Origin of the sequence: Streptococcus sp. SI1, assembly GCF_030439945.1 — a bacterium.
GTDB classification, from domain to species: Bacteria; Bacillota; Bacilli; order Lactobacillales; family Streptococcaceae; genus Streptococcus; species Streptococcus intermedius.
Map to the genome: position 1 here is coordinate 36,184 of NZ_JAQFJE010000001.1, position 20,278 is coordinate 56,461.

The 20,278-nt window shown below is 37.3% G+C and carries 26 protein-coding genes and 1 riboswitch; of the genes, 22 read left to right on the forward strand and 4 right to left on the reverse strand.

Annotated features, from left to right (window positions below):
* Positions 1–6: 6 nt before the first annotated feature.
* Both yidC and PCY10_RS00245 read right to left on the reverse strand, forming a co-directional pair.
* Complete coding sequence (gene yidC, locus PCY10_RS00240) at positions 7–924, reverse strand: membrane protein insertase YidC (RefSeq protein ID WP_003077036.1); 918 nt, start codon at positions 922–924, stop codon at positions 7–9.
* A 79-nt stretch (positions 925–1,003) separates the two neighbouring features.
* Positions 1,004–1,282, reverse strand: coding sequence for an acylphosphatase (locus PCY10_RS00245; RefSeq protein WP_003071880.1), 279 nt, complete (start codon positions 1,280–1,282; stop codon positions 1,004–1,006).
* A gap of 30 nt (positions 1,283–1,312) precedes the next feature.
* Here PCY10_RS00245 and PCY10_RS00250 point away from each other — a divergent pair, with 30 nt between their 5' ends.
* From PCY10_RS00250 to yidD, 14 genes are all read left to right on the forward strand, one after another.
* Complete coding sequence (locus tag PCY10_RS00250) at positions 1,313–2,053, forward strand: RNA methyltransferase (protein WP_021002471.1); 741 nt, start codon at positions 1,313–1,315, stop codon at positions 2,051–2,053.
* A 45-nt stretch (positions 2,054–2,098) separates the two neighbouring features.
* Positions 2,099–2,590, forward strand: coding sequence for an HD domain-containing protein (locus PCY10_RS00255; RefSeq protein ID WP_021002472.1), 492 nt, complete (start codon positions 2,099–2,101; stop codon positions 2,588–2,590).
* A 25-nt stretch (positions 2,591–2,615) separates the two neighbouring features.
* On the forward strand, positions 2,616–3,299 hold the full coding sequence (locus tag PCY10_RS00260) for a Bax inhibitor-1/YccA family protein (protein WP_003071886.1): 684 nt from the start codon (positions 2,616–2,618) through the stop codon (positions 3,297–3,299).
* Positions 3,300–3,407: 108 nt separating this feature from the next.
* The gene (locus tag PCY10_RS00265) at positions 3,408–4,658 is read left to right on the forward strand and encodes a diaminopimelate decarboxylase (protein ID WP_021002473.1); all 1,251 of its coding nucleotides are present in this window, start codon (positions 3,408–3,410) and stop codon (positions 4,656–4,658) included.
* A gap of 54 nt (positions 4,659–4,712) precedes the next feature.
* The gene (locus tag PCY10_RS00270) at positions 4,713–4,961 is read left to right on the forward strand and encodes a YneF family protein (RefSeq protein WP_021002474.1); all 249 of its coding nucleotides are present in this window, start codon (positions 4,713–4,715) and stop codon (positions 4,959–4,961) included.
* A 92-nt stretch (positions 4,962–5,053) separates the two neighbouring features.
* Positions 5,054–5,848: a glutamate racemase gene (gene racE / locus PCY10_RS00275; protein WP_003071893.1), complete on the forward strand. Its 795-nt coding sequence runs from the start codon at positions 5,054–5,056 to the stop codon at positions 5,846–5,848.
* Positions 5,845–6,831, forward strand: coding sequence for a nucleoside-triphosphate diphosphatase (locus tag PCY10_RS00280; protein WP_021002475.1), 987 nt, complete (start codon positions 5,845–5,847; stop codon positions 6,829–6,831). The genes racE and PCY10_RS00280 overlap by 4 nt, the downstream gene beginning before the upstream one ends.
* Complete coding sequence (locus PCY10_RS00285; RefSeq protein ID WP_003071897.1) at positions 6,807–7,328, forward strand: metallophosphoesterase; 522 nt, start codon at positions 6,807–6,809, stop codon at positions 7,326–7,328. Before PCY10_RS00280 ends, PCY10_RS00285 begins: the two co-directional genes overlap by 25 nt.
* Positions 7,325–7,786, forward strand: a complete 462-nt coding sequence (cbpB, locus tag PCY10_RS00290; protein WP_003071900.1) for a cyclic-di-AMP-binding protein CbpB — start codon at positions 7,325–7,327, stop codon at positions 7,784–7,786. The genes PCY10_RS00285 and cbpB overlap by 4 nt, the downstream gene beginning before the upstream one ends.
* Complete coding sequence (xerD, locus tag PCY10_RS00295) at positions 7,783–8,514, forward strand: site-specific tyrosine recombinase XerD (RefSeq protein ID WP_003068161.1); 732 nt, start codon at positions 7,783–7,785, stop codon at positions 8,512–8,514. The genes cbpB and xerD overlap by 4 nt, the downstream gene beginning before the upstream one ends.
* A complete protein-coding gene (locus tag PCY10_RS00300) occupies positions 8,514–9,224 on the forward strand; it encodes a segregation/condensation protein A (RefSeq protein WP_020998359.1) in 711 nt (236 codons plus the stop codon). The genes xerD and PCY10_RS00300 overlap by 1 nt, the downstream gene beginning before the upstream one ends.
* Positions 9,217–9,783, forward strand: coding sequence for an SMC-Scp complex subunit ScpB (gene scpB, locus PCY10_RS00305; protein ID WP_003076907.1), 567 nt, complete (start codon positions 9,217–9,219; stop codon positions 9,781–9,783). The genes PCY10_RS00300 and scpB overlap by 8 nt, the downstream gene beginning before the upstream one ends.
* The gene (locus tag PCY10_RS00310) at positions 9,770–10,495 is read left to right on the forward strand and encodes a pseudouridine synthase (RefSeq protein WP_021002476.1); all 726 of its coding nucleotides are present in this window, start codon (positions 9,770–9,772) and stop codon (positions 10,493–10,495) included. The genes scpB and PCY10_RS00310 overlap by 14 nt, the downstream gene beginning before the upstream one ends.
* Positions 10,495–10,749: a membrane protein insertion efficiency factor YidD gene (yidD, locus tag PCY10_RS00315; RefSeq protein WP_003068165.1), complete on the forward strand. Its 255-nt coding sequence runs from the start codon at positions 10,495–10,497 to the stop codon at positions 10,747–10,749. Before PCY10_RS00310 ends, yidD begins: the two co-directional genes overlap by 1 nt.
* Positions 10,750–10,781: 32 nt before the next feature.
* Here the strand turns inward: yidD and PCY10_RS00320 are convergent, their stop codons facing one another.
* Positions 10,782–12,221: a TrkH family potassium uptake protein gene (locus tag PCY10_RS00320; protein ID WP_009569184.1), complete on the reverse strand. Its 1,440-nt coding sequence runs from the start codon at positions 12,219–12,221 to the stop codon at positions 10,782–10,784.
* A gap of 3 nt (positions 12,222–12,224) precedes the next feature.
* Complete coding sequence (trkA, locus tag PCY10_RS00325; RefSeq protein WP_021002477.1) at positions 12,225–13,574, reverse strand: Trk system potassium transporter TrkA; 1,350 nt, start codon at positions 13,572–13,574, stop codon at positions 12,225–12,227.
* Positions 13,575–13,896: 322 nt separating this feature from the next.
* Here trkA and PCY10_RS00330 point away from each other — a divergent pair, with 322 nt between their 5' ends.
* From PCY10_RS00330 to PCY10_RS00365, 8 genes are all read left to right on the forward strand, one after another.
* The gene (locus tag PCY10_RS00330; protein ID WP_021002478.1) at positions 13,897–14,409 is read left to right on the forward strand and encodes a tRNA (cytidine(34)-2'-O)-methyltransferase; all 513 of its coding nucleotides are present in this window, start codon (positions 13,897–13,899) and stop codon (positions 14,407–14,409) included.
* Positions 14,410–14,465: 56 nt separating this feature from the next.
* Positions 14,466–14,692, forward strand: a riboswitch (FMN riboswitch).
* A gap of 149 nt (positions 14,693–14,841) precedes the next feature.
* Positions 14,842–15,405 carry an ECF transporter S component gene (locus tag PCY10_RS00335; RefSeq protein ID WP_301558733.1) on the forward strand — a complete coding sequence of 188 codons (564 nt, stop codon included), beginning with the start codon at positions 14,842–14,844 and terminating at the stop codon, positions 15,403–15,405.
* The gene (locus PCY10_RS00340; RefSeq protein WP_009569177.1) at positions 15,395–16,045 is read left to right on the forward strand and encodes a phosphatase PAP2 family protein; all 651 of its coding nucleotides are present in this window, start codon (positions 15,395–15,397) and stop codon (positions 16,043–16,045) included. The genes PCY10_RS00335 and PCY10_RS00340 overlap by 11 nt, the downstream gene beginning before the upstream one ends.
* Positions 16,046–16,066: 21 nt before the next feature.
* On the forward strand, positions 16,067–16,390 hold the full coding sequence (locus PCY10_RS00345) for an MGMT family protein (protein WP_020998365.1): 324 nt from the start codon (positions 16,067–16,069) through the stop codon (positions 16,388–16,390).
* 49 nt (positions 16,391–16,439) lie between these two features.
* Positions 16,440–17,375, forward strand: coding sequence for a TIGR01212 family radical SAM protein (locus tag PCY10_RS00350; protein WP_080654557.1), 936 nt, complete (start codon positions 16,440–16,442; stop codon positions 17,373–17,375).
* Entirely contained in the window at positions 17,369–17,917 is a 549-nt protein-coding gene (locus PCY10_RS00355; RefSeq protein WP_003071927.1) for a class I SAM-dependent methyltransferase, read from the forward strand. Before PCY10_RS00350 ends, PCY10_RS00355 begins: the two co-directional genes overlap by 7 nt.
* A gap of 12 nt (positions 17,918–17,929) precedes the next feature.
* Positions 17,930–18,184: a hypothetical protein gene (locus PCY10_RS00360; protein WP_021002481.1), complete on the forward strand. Its 255-nt coding sequence runs from the start codon at positions 17,930–17,932 to the stop codon at positions 18,182–18,184.
* A gap of 11 nt (positions 18,185–18,195) precedes the next feature.
* A complete protein-coding gene (locus PCY10_RS00365; RefSeq protein ID WP_021002482.1) occupies positions 18,196–20,250 on the forward strand; it encodes a sodium:proton antiporter in 2,055 nt (684 codons plus the stop codon).
* The last annotated feature ends 28 nt before the right edge of the window (positions 20,251–20,278 follow it).

Consider the following 20,278-nt stretch of genomic DNA (forward strand, 5'->3'; position numbering starts at 1 on the left):
TTTTGTTTATCTTGAACGTTGTTTTCCAGCGTTGCGATTTTTCTTTTTATTCTGTTTTCTATTTTCAATAATAGCTTGAGTGTTAGGTGTTACATCTTTTTTACGGCCAGAATTTTTAATGGCTTTAGGTGGATTGTTTTTGTATTCTTCAGTAACGCGTTTTCTGAGTTGTGGACGGATGTAATGATTGATAATCAATTGTTGAATGATCATAATGAAACCGCCGACTACCCAATAAAGTGTTACACCTGCTGGAGCTGTGAGAGAGAAGATGACAATCATGAGCGGGCTCATGTACATCATTTTCTTCATTTGTTCTTTTTGAACTTCATCAACACCGACAAGAGTTAAAGCAGATTGAATGAAATATAAAATCCCAACAATAACAGTAAGAAGAACGCTAGCTTTTCCAAGTGGAATTCCTAAGAAGACACTCTTTGCCACTCCTTCAGTATATTGAGCAGAGAAGTAAAGAGCAGAGAAAAATGGTAATTGAATCAGTAGAGGGAGACATCCGATACCCCCAAGCATATTAACACCATTTTCTTTTTGGGCAGCCATGAGTGCTTGTTGAGCAGCCAGTTTTTCTTCTTGTGTTTCAGCATTTTTCATGCGTTCTTGGATCGGCTCAAAAATCGGCTTCAAGTAGTTCATCTTTTCAGATTGATAAGTTGCTTTCCATGATTGATAAAGTCCCAGTGGCAAAATGATCAGCCGCACAATCAGGGTAACAATGATAATAGCAACACCAAAACCTAGCCCCATGTTATTAGCAAAATACTGAATGGCAAGGCTCATTGGTCTTCCAATGATATCCCAGACAAACCCAGCAGGCTTACCATCTTTGACTTGTACACATCCTGAGAGCAGAAGAAGCATAGAGAGCCCCAGTCCTGAGAATAAAATACGATTTACTTTTTTCACGTGTTTGTTTCCTTTTTCTAAAAAATAATACCTTTCTATTCTACTGTTTTTTTCTTAAATATACAATAGTTCTTCGGACCTAATTTGCAATTTTAAAATCTGAATAGGATTCAAAATTAGCCATTGTAACATCTAAATAGCTGACTTTTGAAAATGGTGTGGGACCTTTGCGGATTTCTTGGATGAATTTAGCCATGAGAGTGGGATTTTCGGCTTGTGCTAAAATCTCTACGGTTCCATCTTCATTATTCCAGACACGCCCTGTTATTCCACCTATTTCTGTAGCAAGTGTATAAACACCCCAACGAAAGCCAACACCTTGTACACGCCCTTGTGCAATCATTCTTACTTTTTTCATGCGAGTCTCCTTTTGTGTTATAATAGTTCTATGAATATTATAACCTCAAAAGCTAATAATGTGGTAAAAAATACTAAAAAATTACTTCAAAAAAAGTATCGGAAAGACTCATACTTAATTGAAGGGTGGCATTTATTTGAAGAAGCAGTTAATACACAAGCTCAAATTCTTCATATCTTTGTTCTAGAAGAATTTGCCGATAGAGTGTCAGATTTTTCTCAAGTTCATGTAGTGACGGCAGAAATTTTAGCGGATTTAGCTGATTCGAAAACGCCGCAGGGCATTGTGGCAGAGATTGCTTTTGAAAAACAATCTGCTCCTTCATTTCTCAAAGGGAAGTATCTCTTTTTAGAAGATGTGCAGGATCCCGGAAATGTAGGAACGATTATCCGAACGGCTGATGCTGCGGGTTATGATGGAGTGTTCATTTCACAATATTCGGCGGATATTTACAACCTTAAAACTTTACGTTCTATGCAAGGCAGTCAGTTTCATTTGCCGATTTATCGTATGAAGACCTCAGATTTTCTTAAGCTTGCTAAACAAGCACAGTTACCGATATTAGCAACGACGCTTTCAAAAGATTCAATAGATTATCGGGAAGTAGCGCCCATATCAGACTTTGTTCTTGTGATGGGAAATGAAGGGCAAGGGATCAGCCAGCAGATGATGGATGAGGCAGATCAGCTAATTCATATTTCTATGAAAGGGCAAGCTGAGAGTTTAAATGTAGCTGTTGCAGCAGGAATTCTCATTTTTTCTTTAAGTTAAAATTTAGAAATGTATTTATAATTAGAAGCACATGGAGGTGGTTCTATGCTTTATAAAGAAGACAAAGAGTATATGGAGCACGTTGGTCAATTGATTGCTCAACCACGCGTCCAGAAACTAAAAACCATAACACATCATATATATTCCAATCGTTTGGAACATTCGATTCATGTTAGTTATACGAGTTATAAAATTGCTAAGAAATTAGGTTGGGATGCAAAAAGTACTGCGCGTGGAGGTCTTTTGCACGATATGTTTTATTATGATTGGCGTGAAACGAAATTCAATAAGAGCCATGCTTGGGTACACCCTCGGTTAGCGGTGAGGAATGCACGGAAAGTAACCAAATTAAATAAAGTCGAAGAAGATATCATTCTCAAACACATGTGGGGTGCAACAGTAGCGCCACCGCGGTATAAAGAAGGCTATATTGTTACCATGGTGGATAAATACTGGGCAATCAAAGAAGCGATGGCACCAGTTCGGAAAAGAATTGCTAAAAGCAGACTTTTCCACAGAAAAATGTTAAAATCATAACTATAACAATAAAAGGAGAGAGTTTATGAACAATACAATTATTCAAGAAAATAGCGGCATCAATAGTTTTTATGCAAAAGTATACTCTTTAGTTGGAATGGGGATTGGTATTTCTGCTCTTGTATCAGCACTAATGCTGACCATCTTTCAAGATGTGATTTTGTCTGTCATGACAGGAAATACTTGGATTTTTTACTTAGCAATTTTTGCTGAGCTGATCCTTGTCTGGGTGGCTTCGGGCATGTCTGTCAAAAACAATCCAGCTGCATTGCCAACTTTTCTAATTTATTCAGCTTTAAATGGTTTTACGATTAGTTTAGTGTTGGCTCTTTACACACAAGCAACAGTTTTAGCAGCCTTTGTTACTTCTTCTGCAATGTTTTTTGCTATGGCATTGATTGGGAGATTTACCAAAAAAGATCTTTCTGGCCTAGGCAGAGCTTTTATTGCAGGGTTAATTGGAGTTATCATCGCTAGTTTGGTGAATATTTTCCTTAAAAATTCTGGATTAGATTTTATTATTAGTATTATTAGTGTGATTATCTTCTCTGGCTTGATTGCTTGGGATAATCAACGAATCCGTTATGTCTATGAGCAATCAGGGGGAAATGTGGCAGCTGGTTGGGCAGTTTCACTCGCCTTAAATATTTACCTTGACTTTATCAATCTGTTTCTCAGTATTCTTCGTATTTTTGGAAGAGACAATTAAAAGTAAGAATAATGGAAGTTGGATTTTTTCCAGCTTCTTTTTTTATTGGCAGATGATTCTTCTTTTATGATATAATAAAACGCATCAAGAGAAAGCATGAGACTAACTATGAAAGAACCTTATATCAGTCGTGAAAAGTTAGCTGAAATCACAGCACAATTTCCAACACCATTTCATTTATATGATGAGAAAGGAATTCGTGAAACAGCGCGTGCGCTTCATGAAGCTTTTTCATGGAACCAGGGTTTTAAAGAATATTTTGCAGTAAAGGCAACTCCAAATCCGACTATTTTGAAAATTTTGAAAGAAGAAGGATGTGGGGTAGACTGTGCCAGCTATGTAGAACTCTTGATGAGTCAGAAAGTAGGTTTTTCGGACAGTGACATAATGTTTTCGTCCAATGATACACCTGCAAAAGAAATGCAGCTTGCGCGTGAATTGGGAGCTACTATCAATCTTGATGCTTATGAAGATATTGCATTTTTACAGGAGGTAGCAGGTATTCCGGAAGTTATTTCCTGTCGTTATAATCCCGGCGGTGTATTTGAGTTAGGAACGGACATTATGGATTCTCCAGAAGAAGCCAAATTCGGAATGACAAAAGCACAGCTTATTCAAGCATTTAAAGATTTAAAAACAGTAGGAGTCAAAAAATTTGGTATTCATGCTTTGCTGGCTTCTAACACCATTACGAATTGTTATTATCCCGAATTAGCTCGTCAGCTCTTTGAATTAGCTGTTGAGATTGTGGCTGAAACTGATGTGGAACTGGATTTTATCAATCTTTCAGGTGGAGTAGGTGTTCCTTATCACCCCGAAGAAAAGGCAAATGATATTTTAGCAATCGGACAAGGAGTCCGGCAGGCTTATGAGGAAATTTTAGACCCTGTAGGCTTAGGAAAGGTAAAAATTTTTACGGAATTGGGACGCTTTATGCTGGCCCCTCACGGATTATTAGTGACGAAAGTGTTGCATAAAAAACAAACTTATCGCACTTACATTGGTCTGGATGCTTCGGCAGTAAACCTTCTTCGTCCTGCCATGTATGGTGCTTATCATCATATTACAAATATGGATCATCCAGATGGTCAAACAGAAATAGTGGATGTAGTAGGTAGCCTTTGTGAAAACAATGATAAATTTGCTATTCAGCGTGAACTACCAATTACTAATATTGGAGATACCTTAGTGATTCACGATACAGGAGCGCATGGTTTTTCAATGGGCTATCAATATAATGGCAAACTTCGTTCGGCTGAACTTTTGTTGGAAGAAGATGGTGGTGTACGATTGATTCGGCGTGCTGAAATACCTGAGGATTACTTTGCAACTTTGTATGGCTTTGATTTTGAAAAATAGACAATTTTTGATATAATAAGAAGATGTAAAAAGGGAAAAGAGGATTACATATTTATGGATTTATTATTAGCTATTTTGTTGATTATTCTTGCTTTTTTTGGTGGTATGTTTGCTGGAATGTATCTTGTTCGCAAACAAATTGAAAAAGAATTTGCTGACAATCCACGTTTGAATATCGATGCAGTTCGTACGATGTTATCCGCAAACGGACAAAAGCCAAATGAAGCAAAGGTACAACAAGTGTATCGTCAAATTAAAAATCAACAAAAAACAGCACTTGAAAATGCTAAAAAGAAAAAATAATCTTTGTTTTATACGATAAATTGATTTTTAAAGAGATAAATGAATGGGGATTTGGGACTTGCACCCAGTCCCTTCTTTAGAAAGAAGAACTTATGGATAATCGACCAATTGGTTTTTTAGACTCAGGCGTGGGCGGTTTGACAGTTGTTCGTGAGCTGATGCGGCAACTTCCACATGAGGAAGTAATTTATATTGGCGATTCTGCACGTGCGCCTTATGGTCCCCGACCTGCAGAGCAAATTCGGGAATACACATGGCAATTGGTACAATTCCTTTTAACCCAAAATGTCAAAATGATTGTTCTCGCCTGCAATACAGCTACTGCTGTGGTTTGGGAAGACATCAAAGAAAAGTTAGATATCCCAGTTTTAGGAGTCATCTTACCAGGAGCTAGTGCAGCAATTAAAGCATCTCAACATGGAACGATTGGCATTATAGGAACGCCAATGACGATTCAATCAGATATTTATCGTCAAAAAATCGAACGTCTCTTACCGGAAGTGGAAGTGACAAGTCTTTCTTGTCCCAAATTTGTACCGCTAGTAGAATCTAATGAACTGTCGTCTAGTATTACGAAAAAAGTGGTGTATGAAAGCTTAATGCCTTTAAAAGGCAAGGTGGACACTTTAGTACTAGGTTGTACTCATTATCCTTTACTAAAACCAATCATTCAAAATGTGATGGGACCAACTGTGAAATTGATTGACAGCGGAGCAGAATGTGTACGGGACATTTCTGTCTTGCTAAACTACTTTGAAATCAATCATAGCAGAGAAGGAAAACTCCTGCAACACCGCTTTTTTACAACAGCAAATGCGAAAAGGTTTGCTGAAATTGCAGAAACGTGGTTAAACAAAAAAATAAATGTGGAGCATGTAACATTATGAGTAATAACGTTTATGAGTATAAAGATGCTCAAGATTGGTATGTTGGAGAATGGTCTTCCTATGGCAGGGGATTCTATTTTAAAGATGTTATTTCAGAAGAACTTAGTCGAATGGAGGAAGAGCTCCGTCAATTAGTAGTTGAAGGACAGTCTTTTTCGGTTACTGTCATTCAATATAACTCAATCATGTCTTTTGTTCAATTCGTCTTGCAACTAATCAATGAAAATCAAGGATCACAGTTTCAGGCACAATTTCATAAGGGTGCTATTTTAATCACGGAAAAGGAACAATTAGTTTTAGTGCACTTGCCTGAAAAAGGTGTCAAATTAAATGTTTTCTTTTCTCAACAAGAATTGTCAGGTTTGACAGTAGGAGATACGATTTTAATTGCTACTCGTAATGAGGGAAAGACCGCTGAATTCCGCAGAATCTTTGAAAAATTAGGCTATCAGATTGAAAATCTGAATGATTATCCTGATTTACCAGAAGTCGCAGAAACTGGGATGACTTTTGAAGAAAATGCTCGTTTAAAAGCAGAGACTATCTCTAAGCTGACTGGCAAAATGGTATTGGCAGATGATTCAGGCTTAAAAGTAGATGCGTTAGGTGGTCTGCCTGGAGTTTGGTCTGCTCGCTTTGCTGGAAATGATGCGACAGACTTAGAAAATAATGCAAAACTACTACATGAATTGGCAATGGTTTTCGAGTTGAAAGATCGCTCAGCGCAGTTTCATACAACTCTTGTGGTAGCAAGTCCTACTAAAGAAAGTCTAGTCGTGGAGGCTGACTGGGCAGGCTATATTAATTTTGAGCCAAAAGGTGAGAATGGATTTGGCTATGATCCGTTATTTTTAGTAGGTGAAACAGGCAAAACATCTGCAGAATTAACAATGGAAGAAAAGAATGCTCAATCACATCGAGCTCAAGCAGTTCAAAAATTAGTGGAGGTATTTCCAACATGGCAAAACAAACCATCATCGTAATGAGTGATTCTCATGGCGATCGTGCTATTGTAGAAGAGATAAAGACCTATTATCTCGGAAAAGTAGATGCTATTTTTCATAATGGTGATTCTGAGTTGCCAAGTGATGACGAAGTGTGGCAAGGAATTTATGTTGTAGCAGGGAACATGGATTTCTATGGTGGCTATCCAGATCGTTTGGTGACAGATTTAAATGGTACCGTTATTGCACAAACTCATGGTCACCTTCAGCATATCAATTTTGGTTTTCAAAAATTGGATTTGTGGGCACAAGAGGTAGATGCAGATATTTGTTTATATGGGCATTTGCATATTCCAGATGCGTGGATGGAAGGGAAAACGCTCTTTTTAAATCCGGGGTCGATCAGTCAACCACGAGGTGTTATTAATGAGCGACTTTATGCTAAAGTAGAGATTACTGATGATGCATTCCATGTAGACTACTATACACGTCAACACGACCTATACTCTCGCCTCTCAAAGGAGTTTTCTCGATGATTGCCAAAGAATTTGAAAATTTTCTCTTACAGCAAGAAGACACTTTTTTAACACCAGCAGAAAACTTGGCTGTCTTGATTGACACCCATAATGCAGACCATGCTATTTTATTACTGAGTCAAATGACATACTCACGAGTACCGGTAGTAACAGATCAGAAAAAGTTTGTGGGTACGATTTCGCTAACAGATATCTTATCTTATCAAATGCAGCACGAAATCCCTGATGAAGAGTTTATGACAACTGATATTGTGCATATGGCAAAAAAAGATGACCTAACTGTCGGCCCAGATTTTACATTGACAGAAGTACTACATAAATTAGTAGATGAGTCCTTCTTGCCAGTTGTTGATCAGGAAAATACGTTTCAAGGAATTATTACGCGCAAATCTATCTTAAAAGCAGTCAATGCTCTTTTACACAGCTTTGCGAATGAATACGAGATCCATCCAAAATGAAAGAAGAAATAATCACCTTTTTAGAAGGAAAAAATTTATCTGACAATTCAAAAACAGCTTATTTTTATGATTTGGAGCAGTTTGTAGATGTGATTCATGCAAAAATTACAGATACTAATCTTCGAATTTATCGGGCTTCTATTGCTGACTTCAAACCTTCTGTTCAAAAGCGAAAGCTATCTGCTGTCAATCAATTTTTGTATTATTTATACAACAAACGCTTCATTTCAAATTTTTATCGCCTAGAGTTGCCAAAAGTTGGAATTCCGAAAGAACACGATGCGGAGATTTTGGACTTATCTAATTTTTATGCCGATACAAATCAATACAACGGTCGTTTGATTGCACTTCTCATTTTGGAAATGGGGCTGTTACCAAGTGAAATTTTGCAGTTAAAAGTAGCAGATGTAAATCTAGATTTTCAGATTATTCGCATTGAGAAAGCAGGTCAAAAGCGTATTGTCCCTATTCCAGATCAATTGATTGGAGAACTGGGAACAACTCTGGAAGGGACTTATTTGTTAGAAAAAAATGGGAAAACCTATTCACGGCAATGGGGCTTTCGTCAATTAGAGGCTTTTTTGATTGAAAAAAATCAAGCTACCTTATCTGCTCAGAGTTTGCGAGAGCAATATATTTTACGTCAGCGAGAGAAAGGCGTAGAAATATATGAAATTGCGCGCAATTTAGGTTTGAAAACAATGATGACGTTGGAAAAATATAGATAATGGACATAAAAATTAAAGATTTTGAAGGCCCATTGGATTTATTACTTCATTTGGTGTCAAGATACCAAATGGATATCTATGATGTGCCGATTACAGAGGTTATTGAGCAGTACTTAGCTTATGTAGCGACCCTTCAAGCTATGAAGTTAGAAGTGACTGGTGAATATATGGTCATGGCGAGTCAGCTCATGTTGATTAAAAGTCGGAAGCTCTTGCCAAAAGTGGCGGATACCATAGAAACTGAAGAGAATCTGGAGCAAGATTTACTTGCTCAAATCGAAGAATATCGGAAATTCAAATTGTTAGGTGAGAAAATGGCAGAGCAGCATGAAGAACGGGCTCTTTATTATTCCAAACCTAAAATCGAATTGGTATATGAAAATGCTGAGTTACGTCATGACAAAACAACGATTGATTTGTTTCTGGCTTTTTCAAAGTTGATGACACAAAAAAGAGAAGAATTTGCTCAAAACCACACAACCATTGTCAAAGACGAATATAAAATTGAAGACATGATGAATGTAATACGCAATCGCTGCCATTTACAAGAAAAAATTGCTCTTCAAGCAATCTTCTCAGAAACAAAAGATATAAATGAAGTCATTACTCTATTTTTAGCAACATTGGAATTGGTAAAAGTACAAGAAATTCAAGTGGTGCAGGAAGAAAATTTTGGGAATATTTATCTAATGGGAAAAAGAAATGAGTAAATTAGCAGAGATTGAAGCCTTGCTCTTTGTAGCAGGTGAGGACGGCTTGCGTGTCCGTCAACTAGCAGATCTCCTCTCTATACCGCCTACGGGTGTGATACAGAGTTTGGAGAAATTAGCAGAAAAATATCGAAAAGACGAAGATTCAAGTCTTGCTCTATTAGAGACATCGAATGCTTATAAAATTGTTACCAAACAAGATTTCGCTGACCTTTTGCGGGAATATTCAAAGGCTCCGATCAATCAAAGTTTATCAAGAGCTGCCTTGGAGACTCTATCTATTATTGCTTATAAGCAACCTATTACAAGAATTGAAGTGGATGAGATTCGCGGTGTCAATTCTAGTGGTGCAATCTCTAAGTTACAGATTTTTGATTTGATTCGCGAAAATGGGAAGAAAGAAGTGCTTGGTCGCCCAAATCTTTATGTGACGACTGATTATTTTTTGGATTATATGGGCATCAATAGCCTAGAAGAATTGCCAGTAGTGGAAGAAACAGAGCTAATAACAGAGGAAAGTCAACTATTTGCTGAAAGGATAGAGGATGAGAATCAATAAATATATTGCCCATGCTGGGATTGCTAGTCGTAGAAAAGCAGAAGAATTGATAAAGCAAGGGCTGGTCACTGTAAACGGACAAGTTATTCGTGAATTGGCAACGACGATCAAGTCTGGAGATCGCGTGGAGGTAAATGGTCAGCCAATTTACAATGAAGAAAAAGTGTACTACCTCTTAAATAAGCCACGTGGTGTTATTTCAAGCGTGACAGATGACAAAGGTCGTCAAACAGTAGTTGATTTGTTACCAAATGTCACAGAACGGATTTATCCAGTAGGGAGGCTTGATTGGGATACGTCAGGTGCCTTAATTTTGACAAATGATGGAGATTTTACAGATGAAATGATTCATCCTCGAAATGAGATTGATAAGGTCTATGTCGCTCGTGTCAAGGGGGTAGCTGATAAAGAGGTCCTTCGACCGTTGATAAAAGGTGTAAAAATTGATGGTAAGAAAACCAAACCAGCTGTTTATGAAATTCTGAAAGTAGACCCTGTTAAAAATCGTTCGATTATCCAGTTGACGATTCATGAAGGGCGAAATCATCAAGTAAAAAAGATGTTTGAGGCTGTTGGTTTGCAAGTAGATAAACTTTCCCGCACGCAATTTGGCCATCTAAATTTAACTGGCCTTCGTCCGGGTGAAGCTCGCCGTCTCAATAAAAAAGAGGTCAGTCAGTTACATAATCTAGCTGTTACAAAGAAAAAATAATGAAAAAAGTCCTTATCGCGCTAATCCGTTTTTATCAAAAATTTATCTCACCAGCTTTTCCACCTTCCTGTCGTTATCAGCCGACTTGCTCAAACTACATGATTCAAGCGATAGAAAAACATGGCATTAAGGGGTTGTTGATGGGGATTGCACGTATTTTGCGTTGCCATCCATGGGCGAACGGAGGAGATGATCCTGTACCGGATGATTTTAGTTTGAGACGCAATCACTCAGAAAATAAAGAAACTCACTAGTCTATTGACTGGCGAGTTTTTATTTAATCTAGTTATCGTTTGGACCAAGTTTGTGGCATAAAGAGCAGAATCATCGGGTAAATTTCTAAACGTCCAGCAATCATAGCAAGAGAAAGCAGTAATTTGGAAATTGGACCAAAGATTGCAAAGCTGTCTGTTGTTCCTAACATTGGACCAATGTTGTTGAAACAACTAAGAACAGCACTAACAACTGTCATCAAATTATTATTGTCTAAACTGACGATAAAGATAAGACAGATGATCATCATTGCATATAGCACAAGATATTTTAAGATTTTATGCTGTGTGTCTTTGTCAATCACATTATGATTCACATGCAAGGTCAGTACACGTTTCGGTGAAAGAGTGGATAGTATTTGATTTTTGGCGATACGAACTAATATTAAGCAGCGAACAACCTTTAACCCTCCGGCTGTAGAACCAGCAGAACCTCCTATACACATGAGAATGAGGAGAATAAATTGAGAAAAGAGTGGCCAAGAGGTAATGTCACCAAGCCCAAAACCGGTTGTGGTGATAATGTTAGATACTTGAAAAAGAGAAACTTCCAAGGTCTGGGAAAGATTTTGATAAATATGGAAAACATTGAGACAGATGAATATAGTTGCAGATGTTACAATAATGAGATAAGTTCGCAATTCTTCATCGCCAAAGAATGCTTTAAATTTCCTCAATAGTAAAAAGTAATAGAGATTGAAATTCACTCCAAAGATAAGTACTCCAAAACTGACTAGATACGTAATGAGAGAGCTGTTATAGTGAGCAATACCATCATTGTAAACTGCGAAACCTCCAGTACCTGCTGTTCCCATCGCAATGATAAAGCTATCAAATAGAGGCATACCTGCTAAGTAATAGATTATCACAAAAATAACAAAAAGTGCCAAATAGAGTAAATAGAGAATTTGCGCAGTGTCCTTTAATTTAGAGACGACTTTACCAAAGACAGGACCAGGCACCTCTGCGCGCATCACTTCCAAATGGCTATTTTTATTATTTTCCATGATAGCAAGGGCAAAGACGAGGACTCCCATGCCTCCGATTAAGTGGGTGAAACTACGCCAAAAGAGTAGAGAATGTGATAAGACAGAGACATCTGGTAAGATAGAGGCACCTGTTGTTGTAAAGCCTGAACTAATCTCAAAGAAAGCATCTATGAGGTGAGGAATTTGTCCTGAAAAAACAAAAGGAAGAGCCCCGAAGAAGGACCAAAGTATCCAGCATAAAGCGACAATTAAAACTCCTTCTTTAGCATAGATGTGATGATTTTTTGGCTTAAAAGTACTTCCTAAAAGTCCGACGACTAAGAGAATGCCAATTGTAGCACCAATGGAGAGTAAAATATCATTTGGTTCATGATAGATGAACGCTACAATGAGCGGAACCAGCAGTAGTCCAGCTTCAATGATTAATAGCTTTGAGAGGAGGAAACGAATCATACTTCTATTCATGGTTTACCTCTCTAATAAATCATAGATTTGTGTGATATTTTGTATTAGTGTTGTAACGATGATTTGGTCGTCGATTTGAATTTGATCCTCACCTGTTGGGAAAATAGGTTTTCCGTTTCGGATAATAGCTGCAATTAAGACACCTTTTTTTAATTTTAAAGTGGAAAGTGCCCTTCCAGTCATTTTATTTTCTTCCTTGATTTGAAATTGCAGGGTTTCAAGTAGTCCATTCGCTAAGTGATGCATAGCTTGTAAATCGGAATACTGGGCATTCACACGTCCACGGACAAAGTGCATAATCGTATCTACCGCGATTCTCTTTGGTGTGACAATGCTTGAAAATTCCTGACTATCTACGATTTCAAGCAAGCTAGTCCGATTGATTTTTGTGATATTTTTTTGAACACCCATGCTTTCAAGGAACATAGAAGAAATGATATTTTCTTCATCCACCCCAGTCAATGTAGCGACTGCATCATAATGTTGAGCACTTTCTTCTAGTAAAATGTCTTTTGCGGTACCGTCTCCTTGAACAATATGTAAATGTGGAAATTCTTGACTAAACCATTCAGCATGTCTCGGATTGATTTCAATGACCTTCAGTTTTATTTTGCTATTTTTTAGGATATTGAGTAGGTAATAAGCAATTTTCCCAGCTCCAATGAGCATCAGACTTTTTATGACTTTTGGTCGAACGAAATTATGGAAAAGAATAACCTCGACTCGGTTTCCAGTGACATAGATAGTATCATTCTGCAAAATGGTGATTTCACCGTCTGGAATGAACAATTGATTATCGCGTTCGATGGCACAAATCAGAACATTTCCAAATTTTTTTCGGAATTGAGATAAAGTCATCTGGCAGAGGTTGCTATTTTGTTTGACTTTGAAGGCCATTAAACTGACACGTCCATTTGAAAAATGTTCCACAGAAAGTGCGTTAGGAAATTCGATGATATTGGCAATGTACCGGGCTGCTAGTAGCTCAGGATTGACAATAAGCGAAAAACCAAGAATATTTTTTTCTTTAAAATAAGAATTTGAATATTCTGGGTTACGAGCACGAACAATCGTTTCTTTTGCTCCCATTTTTTTAGCTAATACAGCTGAAATCATATTGACTTCATCTTGCTCCGTCATGGCAATAAAAATGTCACAATGTCCGACATCAGCCTGTTCTAAAATTTTAAAATTGGCACCGTTACCCACAATGCCCATAATATCATAACGTTTTGTAACCCTATTGAGGACAGATTCATTTTGTTCGATTAGAATCACATCATGATTTTCCGCCACAAGTGAACGGCAGAGTGCAGCTCCGACTTTACCGCCACCAACGACAATAATTTTCATCTTATACCTCCCAAGTATCCTATCCTATCATACCCTTTTTTTACTAAAATTTCATCACTTTGAAGAAAGAAAAATGTATATTTTGTTTAAATAAGGTATTCTGATGAAACCGAGAAGATAAATTTTAAAAAATTACCAAATAATTAGGTTTTTTTATTGACATGTACAAAGAAAGTGATATACTAAAAAAGTACCTTCATTGATTTACCTCAAACCTGTTGTGATGTAAGTTAATGATGTCTTAACCACGCTGTCTGCTGAGCTTGACTCCGGGCAGTGTGGCTATTTTTTGTATGAGTAATGAAATCAGGTATGAAAAATTATGACATGTAAAAACCACATTGTTCTTTTTGAACCACAAATTCCACAGAATACTGGGAATATTGCCCGGACTTGTGCAGCAACGAATTCACCGCTTCACATCATTTTACCAATGGGATTCCCGATTGATGATCGCAAGATGAAACGAGCGGGTCTGGATTATTGGGACAAGCTGGATATTACTTATTATGATAGTATAGAAGAGTTCATGAGTACAATGGATGGGCATCTTTATTTGATTTCTAAGTTTGCAGAGAAGGTCTATACAGAAGAAAATTTTGCAATCGCTGGGAATCATTATTTCATGTTTGGACGTGAAGATAAAGGATTGCCAGAGGCATTTATGCGTGCTCATTCTAAAAAAGCTTTGCGTATTCCAATGAATGATGAGCATGTCAGAAGTTTGAATTTGTCAAACACAGTTTGTATGATGGTGTATGAAGCACTACGGCAGCAAGATTTTACAGGATTAGATCTAGTACATAAATATGATCATGACAAATTAAAAGAATGATATCGGAACGATTCAGATAAAACGCTTGCCCTTGCAGGCTTTTTTTGTTATGATTAAAGGGTCTTCAGGGCAGGGTGAAATTCCCGACCGGCGGTGATTTACAGTCGTTGATAATCTGTTACTTTTTATGAAATGTTATAATTTCTTGATATAGCTTTGAAGTGTAACATACTCTAAAAATAAAAGCTTTGTCAACTGAATAAACTGTTTTAAGTCCGCGAGCATGAGCTGATGTGGTGTAATTCCACAACCGACAGTACAGTCTGGATGGGAGAAGACGAAAGGCAAGGGAGAAATTCCCAAACGGTGACTTTTAAATTTTATTTAAGGAAATTTCCTTATACTATCATAAAGGTTTTATTGATTGGGATAAGATATTCTTCAGCAAGCCTTCCAGCTTCTCTAATTTTAATAAAATTGGAGGAATCTGTTATGACACATACACGGGAAATGGCTATTATTGCCATACTTTCAGCTATCTCATTTTTGCTGATGTTCTTTGATTTTCCGCTTTTACCGGGAGCCAGTTTTTTAAAGCTAGATTTTAGTATTTTATCTATTTTAATTGGTTTAGTAGTGCTAGATCTCAAAGGTGCTTTCAGTATTTTATTGCTTCGTTCAATATTGAAACTGGTGCTGAATACTCAAGGTGTCAATACCTATATTGGCTTGCCAATGAATATCATTGCAGTAGCTATTTTCGTCATTGCTTTTGGGCTCATTTGGAAAAAGGAACAGACAACTGTTCGTTTCTTGAATGCTTCTGTGTTAGGGACACTCGGATTGACCTTAGCAATGCTGATTCTCAATTATATTTACGCTATTCCGCTATATGCAACATTTGCGAATTTTGATATTTCAAAGATTCTTGGTGTGGCAAATTATTTATTTGCGATGGTCATTCCATTTAATTTATTAGAAGGTACGGTTTTTGCAATTGCTTTTTGGCTCAGCAACTTGCTTTTGAAACCAATTTTAATCAAGTATGAAAAATAAACAAACGTTTTTAACCAAGGGCTCTTTTGCCCTTTTACTTTTTGTGATTTTAGGATATGTTGTCAAGTTTCATCCTAATTATTTAAAAGGCTTTGATCGGCCAATTCAGACAATTTTGCGTGGGGATTTACCAGATTCTTTGACATTTTTCTTTTCTAACGTGACAAGTCTAATCAACATACCCGTTATTATAACTTGGGTTGTAGTTTTAGTTGTTCTTTTCCTTTATAAAAAATGGTGGAGTGAGGCGATTCTTTTGGCTGGCAACCTTGCTTTGACGGGAATTTTAGTGGCTCTTTTGAAAAATGTCTATCAACGTCCTCGTCCTACGATCCAACATTTAGTAGAAGAAGGTGGATTTTCTTTTCCGAGTGGACATGCCTTGGCTTCGACGTTAGTTGTTGGGGCGTTAGTGATTATTGTGAGCCAGCGCGTGAAAAATCGTCATCTCAGACATTTGCTGCAAGTGTTACTCATGGTATTCATTCTTACAATCATGACATCTCGCGTTTATCTAGGAGTTCATTATCCAACAGATATTTTAGGAAGTCTTTTCTTAGGTTTAGGGATGTTGCATATTGAATTTCCTTATTATGATAAGTTGCGTTTCCAATGGCGTTTTAGAAGAAAACAAAATTAGGTTGTCACAAGGGAAATGCTGATGAATAAAGTATTGAATGAAAAATTAATAAACCAAATTTTATCAGTTGTAGCCTGCATTCCCGTAGGAGAAGTCGCTACGTATGGGCAAATTGCCAGATTGATTGGACGAGAAAAAAATGCTCGTTTAGTTGGTCGCGTCTTATCTCAGGCTGGATCTTATGGAAAATATCCTTGTCATCGTGTGGTGAATGCTATGGGACGCTTAGTGCCAGCGTGGGAGGAGCAGAGACATCTTCTTTGGGCCGAAGGAGTGACTTTTAAAACGAATGGCTGCGTGGACTTGAAAAAACATCAATGGAAGCCAACTATTAATAAAGTGTAAGAGAACTCCGAACGCGAGTTCTATTTTATTTTGTGGTAAAATGGAAGTTATGAAACCTTATAATTCTTTGAATACTTATTATCGAAAACTATTTGGAGAGAAGACCTTTAAAGTCCCAATTGACGCGGGATTTGATTGCCCTAATCGAGACGGAACGGTTGCTCATGGCGGCTGTACTTTTTGTACGGTGTCAGGATCTGGTGATGCTATTGTAGCACCAGAGGCTCCTATCCGTGAGCAATTTTATAAGGAAATTGCCTTCATGCATCGAAAGTGGCCTGAAGTCAAAAAATATCTAGTTTATTTTCAAAATTTCACTAATACCCATGATAAGGTGGAAGTCATTCGTGAACGCTATGAACAGGCCATCAATGAGCCAGGAGTTGTAGGTATCAACATTGGAACCAGACCAGACTGCTTGCCTGATGAGACAATTGCTTATCTAGCAGAATTATCTGAACGTATGCATGTGACGGTAGAGTTGGGCCTGCAGACGACTTATGAAACTACTTCGCAATTGATTAATCGCGCACATTCATATGAATTATACGTTGAAACAGTTCAACGTATACGGAGATATCCCAAAATTGAGATTGTTGCCCATTTAATTAATGGTTTGCCTGGTGAAAGCCATGAGATGATGATAGAAAATGTTCGGCGCTGTGTGACAGACAATGATATTCAAGGCATCAAGCTACATCTTTTGCATTTAATGACTAACACACGTATGCAACGAGATTATCATGAAGGGCGTTTGCAGTTGCTTAGCCAAGATGAGTATGTTTCTATTATCTGTGATCAATTAGAAATCATCCCTGAACATATTGTCATTCATCGGATTACAGGTGATGCGTCACGAGATATGTTAATTGGCCCTATGTGGAGTCTCAATAAATGGGAAGTGCTGAATGCGATTGAGCAAGAAATGAACCGTCGTGGCAGTGTTCAAGGATGTAAGGCAAAGGAGCAGCGATTTATATGTTAAGACCATTGCAAATGGCACATGCCTTTTTATCAGAAGTCATAACCAAAGAAGATATAGTCGTAGATGCTACTATGGGAAATGGACATGATACTCTTTTCTTGGCACAATTAGCTAAAAAAGTCTATGCTTTTGATATTCAAAAACAAGCCCTCGAACAAACTACCAAGCGTTTAACAGAAGCTAAAGTAGATAATGTTGAATTGCTTTTAACTGGTCATGAAAATGTGGGGCAGTACATTAAGAGCACGAAGGCAGCTATTTTTAATTTAGGCTATCTGCCGTCAGCAGATAAGTCGGTAATTACCCAGCCACATACAACCATACAAGCGTTAGAAAAATTATGTCAGTGTTTAGTAGTTGGTGGTCGAATTGCTGTTATGATTTACTATGGGCATATAGGTGGTGATGTGGAGCGAGATGCAGTTTTGGATTTTGTTGGTCAGTTGCCACAGCAGGAATTTACAGTCGCTCTTTATAAAACTATCAATCAAATTAATTACCCCCCTTTTTTGGTGATGATTGAGAAATTAAGAACGACTTAACCGGAGATAATTATGGATAAATACTATCTACATGAAAAATTAAATAATTTGCGTAGTCAATACCTTGAGTCGACCAATGGAGAAATATTGAGCAAGCAATTAAATAATGCGCATATGAGCAAAAAGATGCTTCGGATTAAGAAAAAATTGGTCCATCTCGAAAGGGAACGCTGCCAAAAAATCATTGAACATCGTGATGTATCGAAAATTGAACAGAAAATTTCAGAGCAAAAAACTTTGTTTGAAAAATATTGTAAACAAAAATAAAGGAGGAAAATGTGAGCTTACTCCTTTATATTATTATCTTCTTATCTGTTTTGATTGTTTCAAATGCGATGAATAAGCTATTTCCTAGTCTGCCAACACCTCTTGTACAAATTCTTTTAGGAATTGGCTTGAGATTTCTTCTGCCGATCGGCAGATTTCATTTGGAAACGGAGATTTTTCTAGCTCTTATCATTGGACCGTTACTGTTTCGGGAGGCAGAAGAAAGTGACGTTACTAGTATTCTTAAGCATTGGAAGATTGTGGTTTATTTAATTTTTCCAGTGATCTTTCTCTCTACTTTGAGTCTTGGCTTTTTAGCGCATGTACTTTGGGCAGTTCTTCCTCTTGCGGCTTGTATCGCAGTTGGGGCCGCTTTGGGGCCAACTGATTTAGTGGCCTTTGCGTCCTTATCTGAACGCTTTACCTTTCCAAAACGTGTAGAAAATATTTTGAAAGGTGAGGGCTTGTTGAATGATGCGAGTGGTCTGGTTGCTTTTCAATTTGCTTTGATGGCTTGGATGACAGGAACGTTTTCTATTAAGCAAGCAAGTTTTTCTCTGCTTATTTCCATTATAGGTGGCTTTCTAGTAGGTAGCTTTACTGCTTTTTTGAACCGGCAGTTACAAAAGTTACTTCATACGGTTCGAGCCTCAGATATTGCAGGAGAATTGTTGTTAGAACTAAGTTTACCATTATTGACTTTCTTTCTAGCAGAAGAAATCCATGTATCAGGGATTATTGCTGTGGTCGTGGCAGGAATTTTTAAGGCCAGTCGTTTTAAAAGGATTACTTTATTAGAAGCTCAAGTTAATATCGTGACAGATACGATTTGGCAAACTGTTACATTTATGTTGAACGGGTCTGTCTTTGTTATTTTAGGAATTGAGTTGGAAACGATAGCTGAGCCTATTTTGAAGAATCCTGTATATGATAATTTCTGGCTTCTTCTGACAATTCTTTTGTTAACGATTGTGTTGTTTGCCATTCGTTTTGTAATGATTTCTGGCTTTTATTTTTTGAGAAGTCTGCGGTTGAAAAAAAGAATGTCAAATTATTGGAGGGATATGGCACTGTTGACTTTTTCAGGTGTGAAAGGAACGGTGTCTATTGCGACGATTCTCTTGATTCCAACAGCTTTAGAGAAAAAATATCCCCTTTTACTTTTTTTGGTGGCTGGAGTTACGTTACTTAGTTTTTTGACAGGACTTGTAGTATTGCCTCGGTTGTCAGAAAACAAAGAAGAGTCATCAGACTACCTCATGCAGATTGCTATTTTAAATGACGTTGTCCAAGAATTGGAAAAAGAGTTGAAACACACTAAAGTTAAGGCTCCTCTTTATGCAGCTATTGATAATTATCATGGACGGATTGAGCATCTTATTTTAGAGCAAGAAGGAAAATCTGTTCAAAAGGACTTGACAGATTTGCAATTATTGATGTTAAGTATCGAAAGCGATGGTCTAGAACAGGCTTACGAAGAAAGGAATATTAGCAATCGTGCCTACTCCATTTATCAGCGCTATTTATGGAGTATGGAACAAAGAATCAATCGAAATCTCGCTTCGCGCTTAAACTATTTTTTGATTGTTTCTTTTCGAATTGTTCGCTTCCTACTTCATGAGGTATTTACGCTGGGTTCTACTTTTCGTAATTGGCTCAATCAAGATAGAATAAATCCTAGTAAAACTGAAAAAGAAGAAATTGCCGAGCTGTATTTAGCCAATACAGAAGTGATTATTAGTAGTTTAGAAAATTTGAAGGGTGTTTATAATACTGCACTCATCAATTTCTTACAAGATTCGCGCATTCGTGAGACAGCGATTATTGAAAGTGGTGCTTTTATTGAGCGGGTTATTACGCGTATCAAACCGAATAATATCAAGGAAATGCTGCGAGGGTACTATTTGGAACGGAAGATTATTTTTGAGTATGAACACGAAAAGCTCATCTCAGCGAGTTATGCAAAATATCTTCGTCAAAATGTTAATAATTTAGAAAACTATTCTTTAAAAGAAACTGCTAATACGTTACCATACGACATGATGGATTATGTTAAACAAAAATAATAAAACGGGAGCAGAGGGAGTACTTTGG

Coding starts and splice junctions, on each gene's coding strand:
- PCY10_RS00245 (WP_003071880.1), bottom strand. CDS start 1,282: ATGAAAAAAGTAAGAATGATTGCACAAGGGCGTGTACAAGGTGTTGGC.
- PCY10_RS00250 (WP_021002471.1), top strand. CDS start 1,313: ATGAATATTATAACCTCAAAAGCTAATAATGTGGTAAAAAATACTAAA.
- PCY10_RS00255 (WP_021002472.1), top strand. CDS start 2,099: ATGCTTTATAAAGAAGACAAAGAGTATATGGAGCACGTTGGTCAATTG.
- PCY10_RS00260 (WP_003071886.1), top strand. CDS start 2,616: ATGAACAATACAATTATTCAAGAAAATAGCGGCATCAATAGTTTTTAT.
- PCY10_RS00265 (WP_021002473.1), top strand. CDS start 3,408: ATGAAAGAACCTTATATCAGTCGTGAAAAGTTAGCTGAAATCACAGCA.
- PCY10_RS00270 (WP_021002474.1), top strand. CDS start 4,713: ATGGATTTATTATTAGCTATTTTGTTGATTATTCTTGCTTTTTTTGGT.
- racE (WP_003071893.1), top strand. CDS start 5,054: ATGGATAATCGACCAATTGGTTTTTTAGACTCAGGCGTGGGCGGTTTG.
- PCY10_RS00280 (WP_021002475.1), top strand. CDS start 5,845: ATGAGTAATAACGTTTATGAGTATAAAGATGCTCAAGATTGGTATGTT.
- PCY10_RS00285 (WP_003071897.1), top strand. CDS start 6,807: ATGGCAAAACAAACCATCATCGTAATGAGTGATTCTCATGGCGATCGT.
- cbpB (WP_003071900.1), top strand. CDS start 7,325: ATGATTGCCAAAGAATTTGAAAATTTTCTCTTACAGCAAGAAGACACT.
- xerD (WP_003068161.1), top strand. CDS start 7,783: ATGAAAGAAGAAATAATCACCTTTTTAGAAGGAAAAAATTTATCTGAC.
- PCY10_RS00300 (WP_020998359.1), top strand. CDS start 8,514: ATGGACATAAAAATTAAAGATTTTGAAGGCCCATTGGATTTATTACTT.
- scpB (WP_003076907.1), top strand. CDS start 9,217: ATGAGTAAATTAGCAGAGATTGAAGCCTTGCTCTTTGTAGCAGGTGAG.
- PCY10_RS00310 (WP_021002476.1), top strand. CDS start 9,770: ATGAGAATCAATAAATATATTGCCCATGCTGGGATTGCTAGTCGTAGA.
- yidD (WP_003068165.1), top strand. CDS start 10,495: ATGAAAAAAGTCCTTATCGCGCTAATCCGTTTTTATCAAAAATTTATC.
- PCY10_RS00320 (WP_009569184.1), bottom strand. CDS start 12,221: ATGAATAGAAGTATGATTCGTTTCCTCCTCTCAAAGCTATTAATCATT.
- trkA (WP_021002477.1), bottom strand. CDS start 13,574: ATGAAAATTATTGTCGTTGGTGGCGGTAAAGTCGGAGCTGCACTCTGC.
- PCY10_RS00330 (WP_021002478.1), top strand. CDS start 13,897: ATGACATGTAAAAACCACATTGTTCTTTTTGAACCACAAATTCCACAG.
- PCY10_RS00335 (WP_301558733.1), top strand. CDS start 14,842: ATGACACATACACGGGAAATGGCTATTATTGCCATACTTTCAGCTATC.
- PCY10_RS00340 (WP_009569177.1), top strand. CDS start 15,395: ATGAAAAATAAACAAACGTTTTTAACCAAGGGCTCTTTTGCCCTTTTA.
- PCY10_RS00345 (WP_020998365.1), top strand. CDS start 16,067: ATGAATAAAGTATTGAATGAAAAATTAATAAACCAAATTTTATCAGTT.
- PCY10_RS00350 (WP_080654557.1), top strand. CDS start 16,440: ATGAAACCTTATAATTCTTTGAATACTTATTATCGAAAACTATTTGGA.
- PCY10_RS00355 (WP_003071927.1), top strand. CDS start 17,369: ATGTTAAGACCATTGCAAATGGCACATGCCTTTTTATCAGAAGTCATA.
- PCY10_RS00360 (WP_021002481.1), top strand. CDS start 17,930: ATGGATAAATACTATCTACATGAAAAATTAAATAATTTGCGTAGTCAA.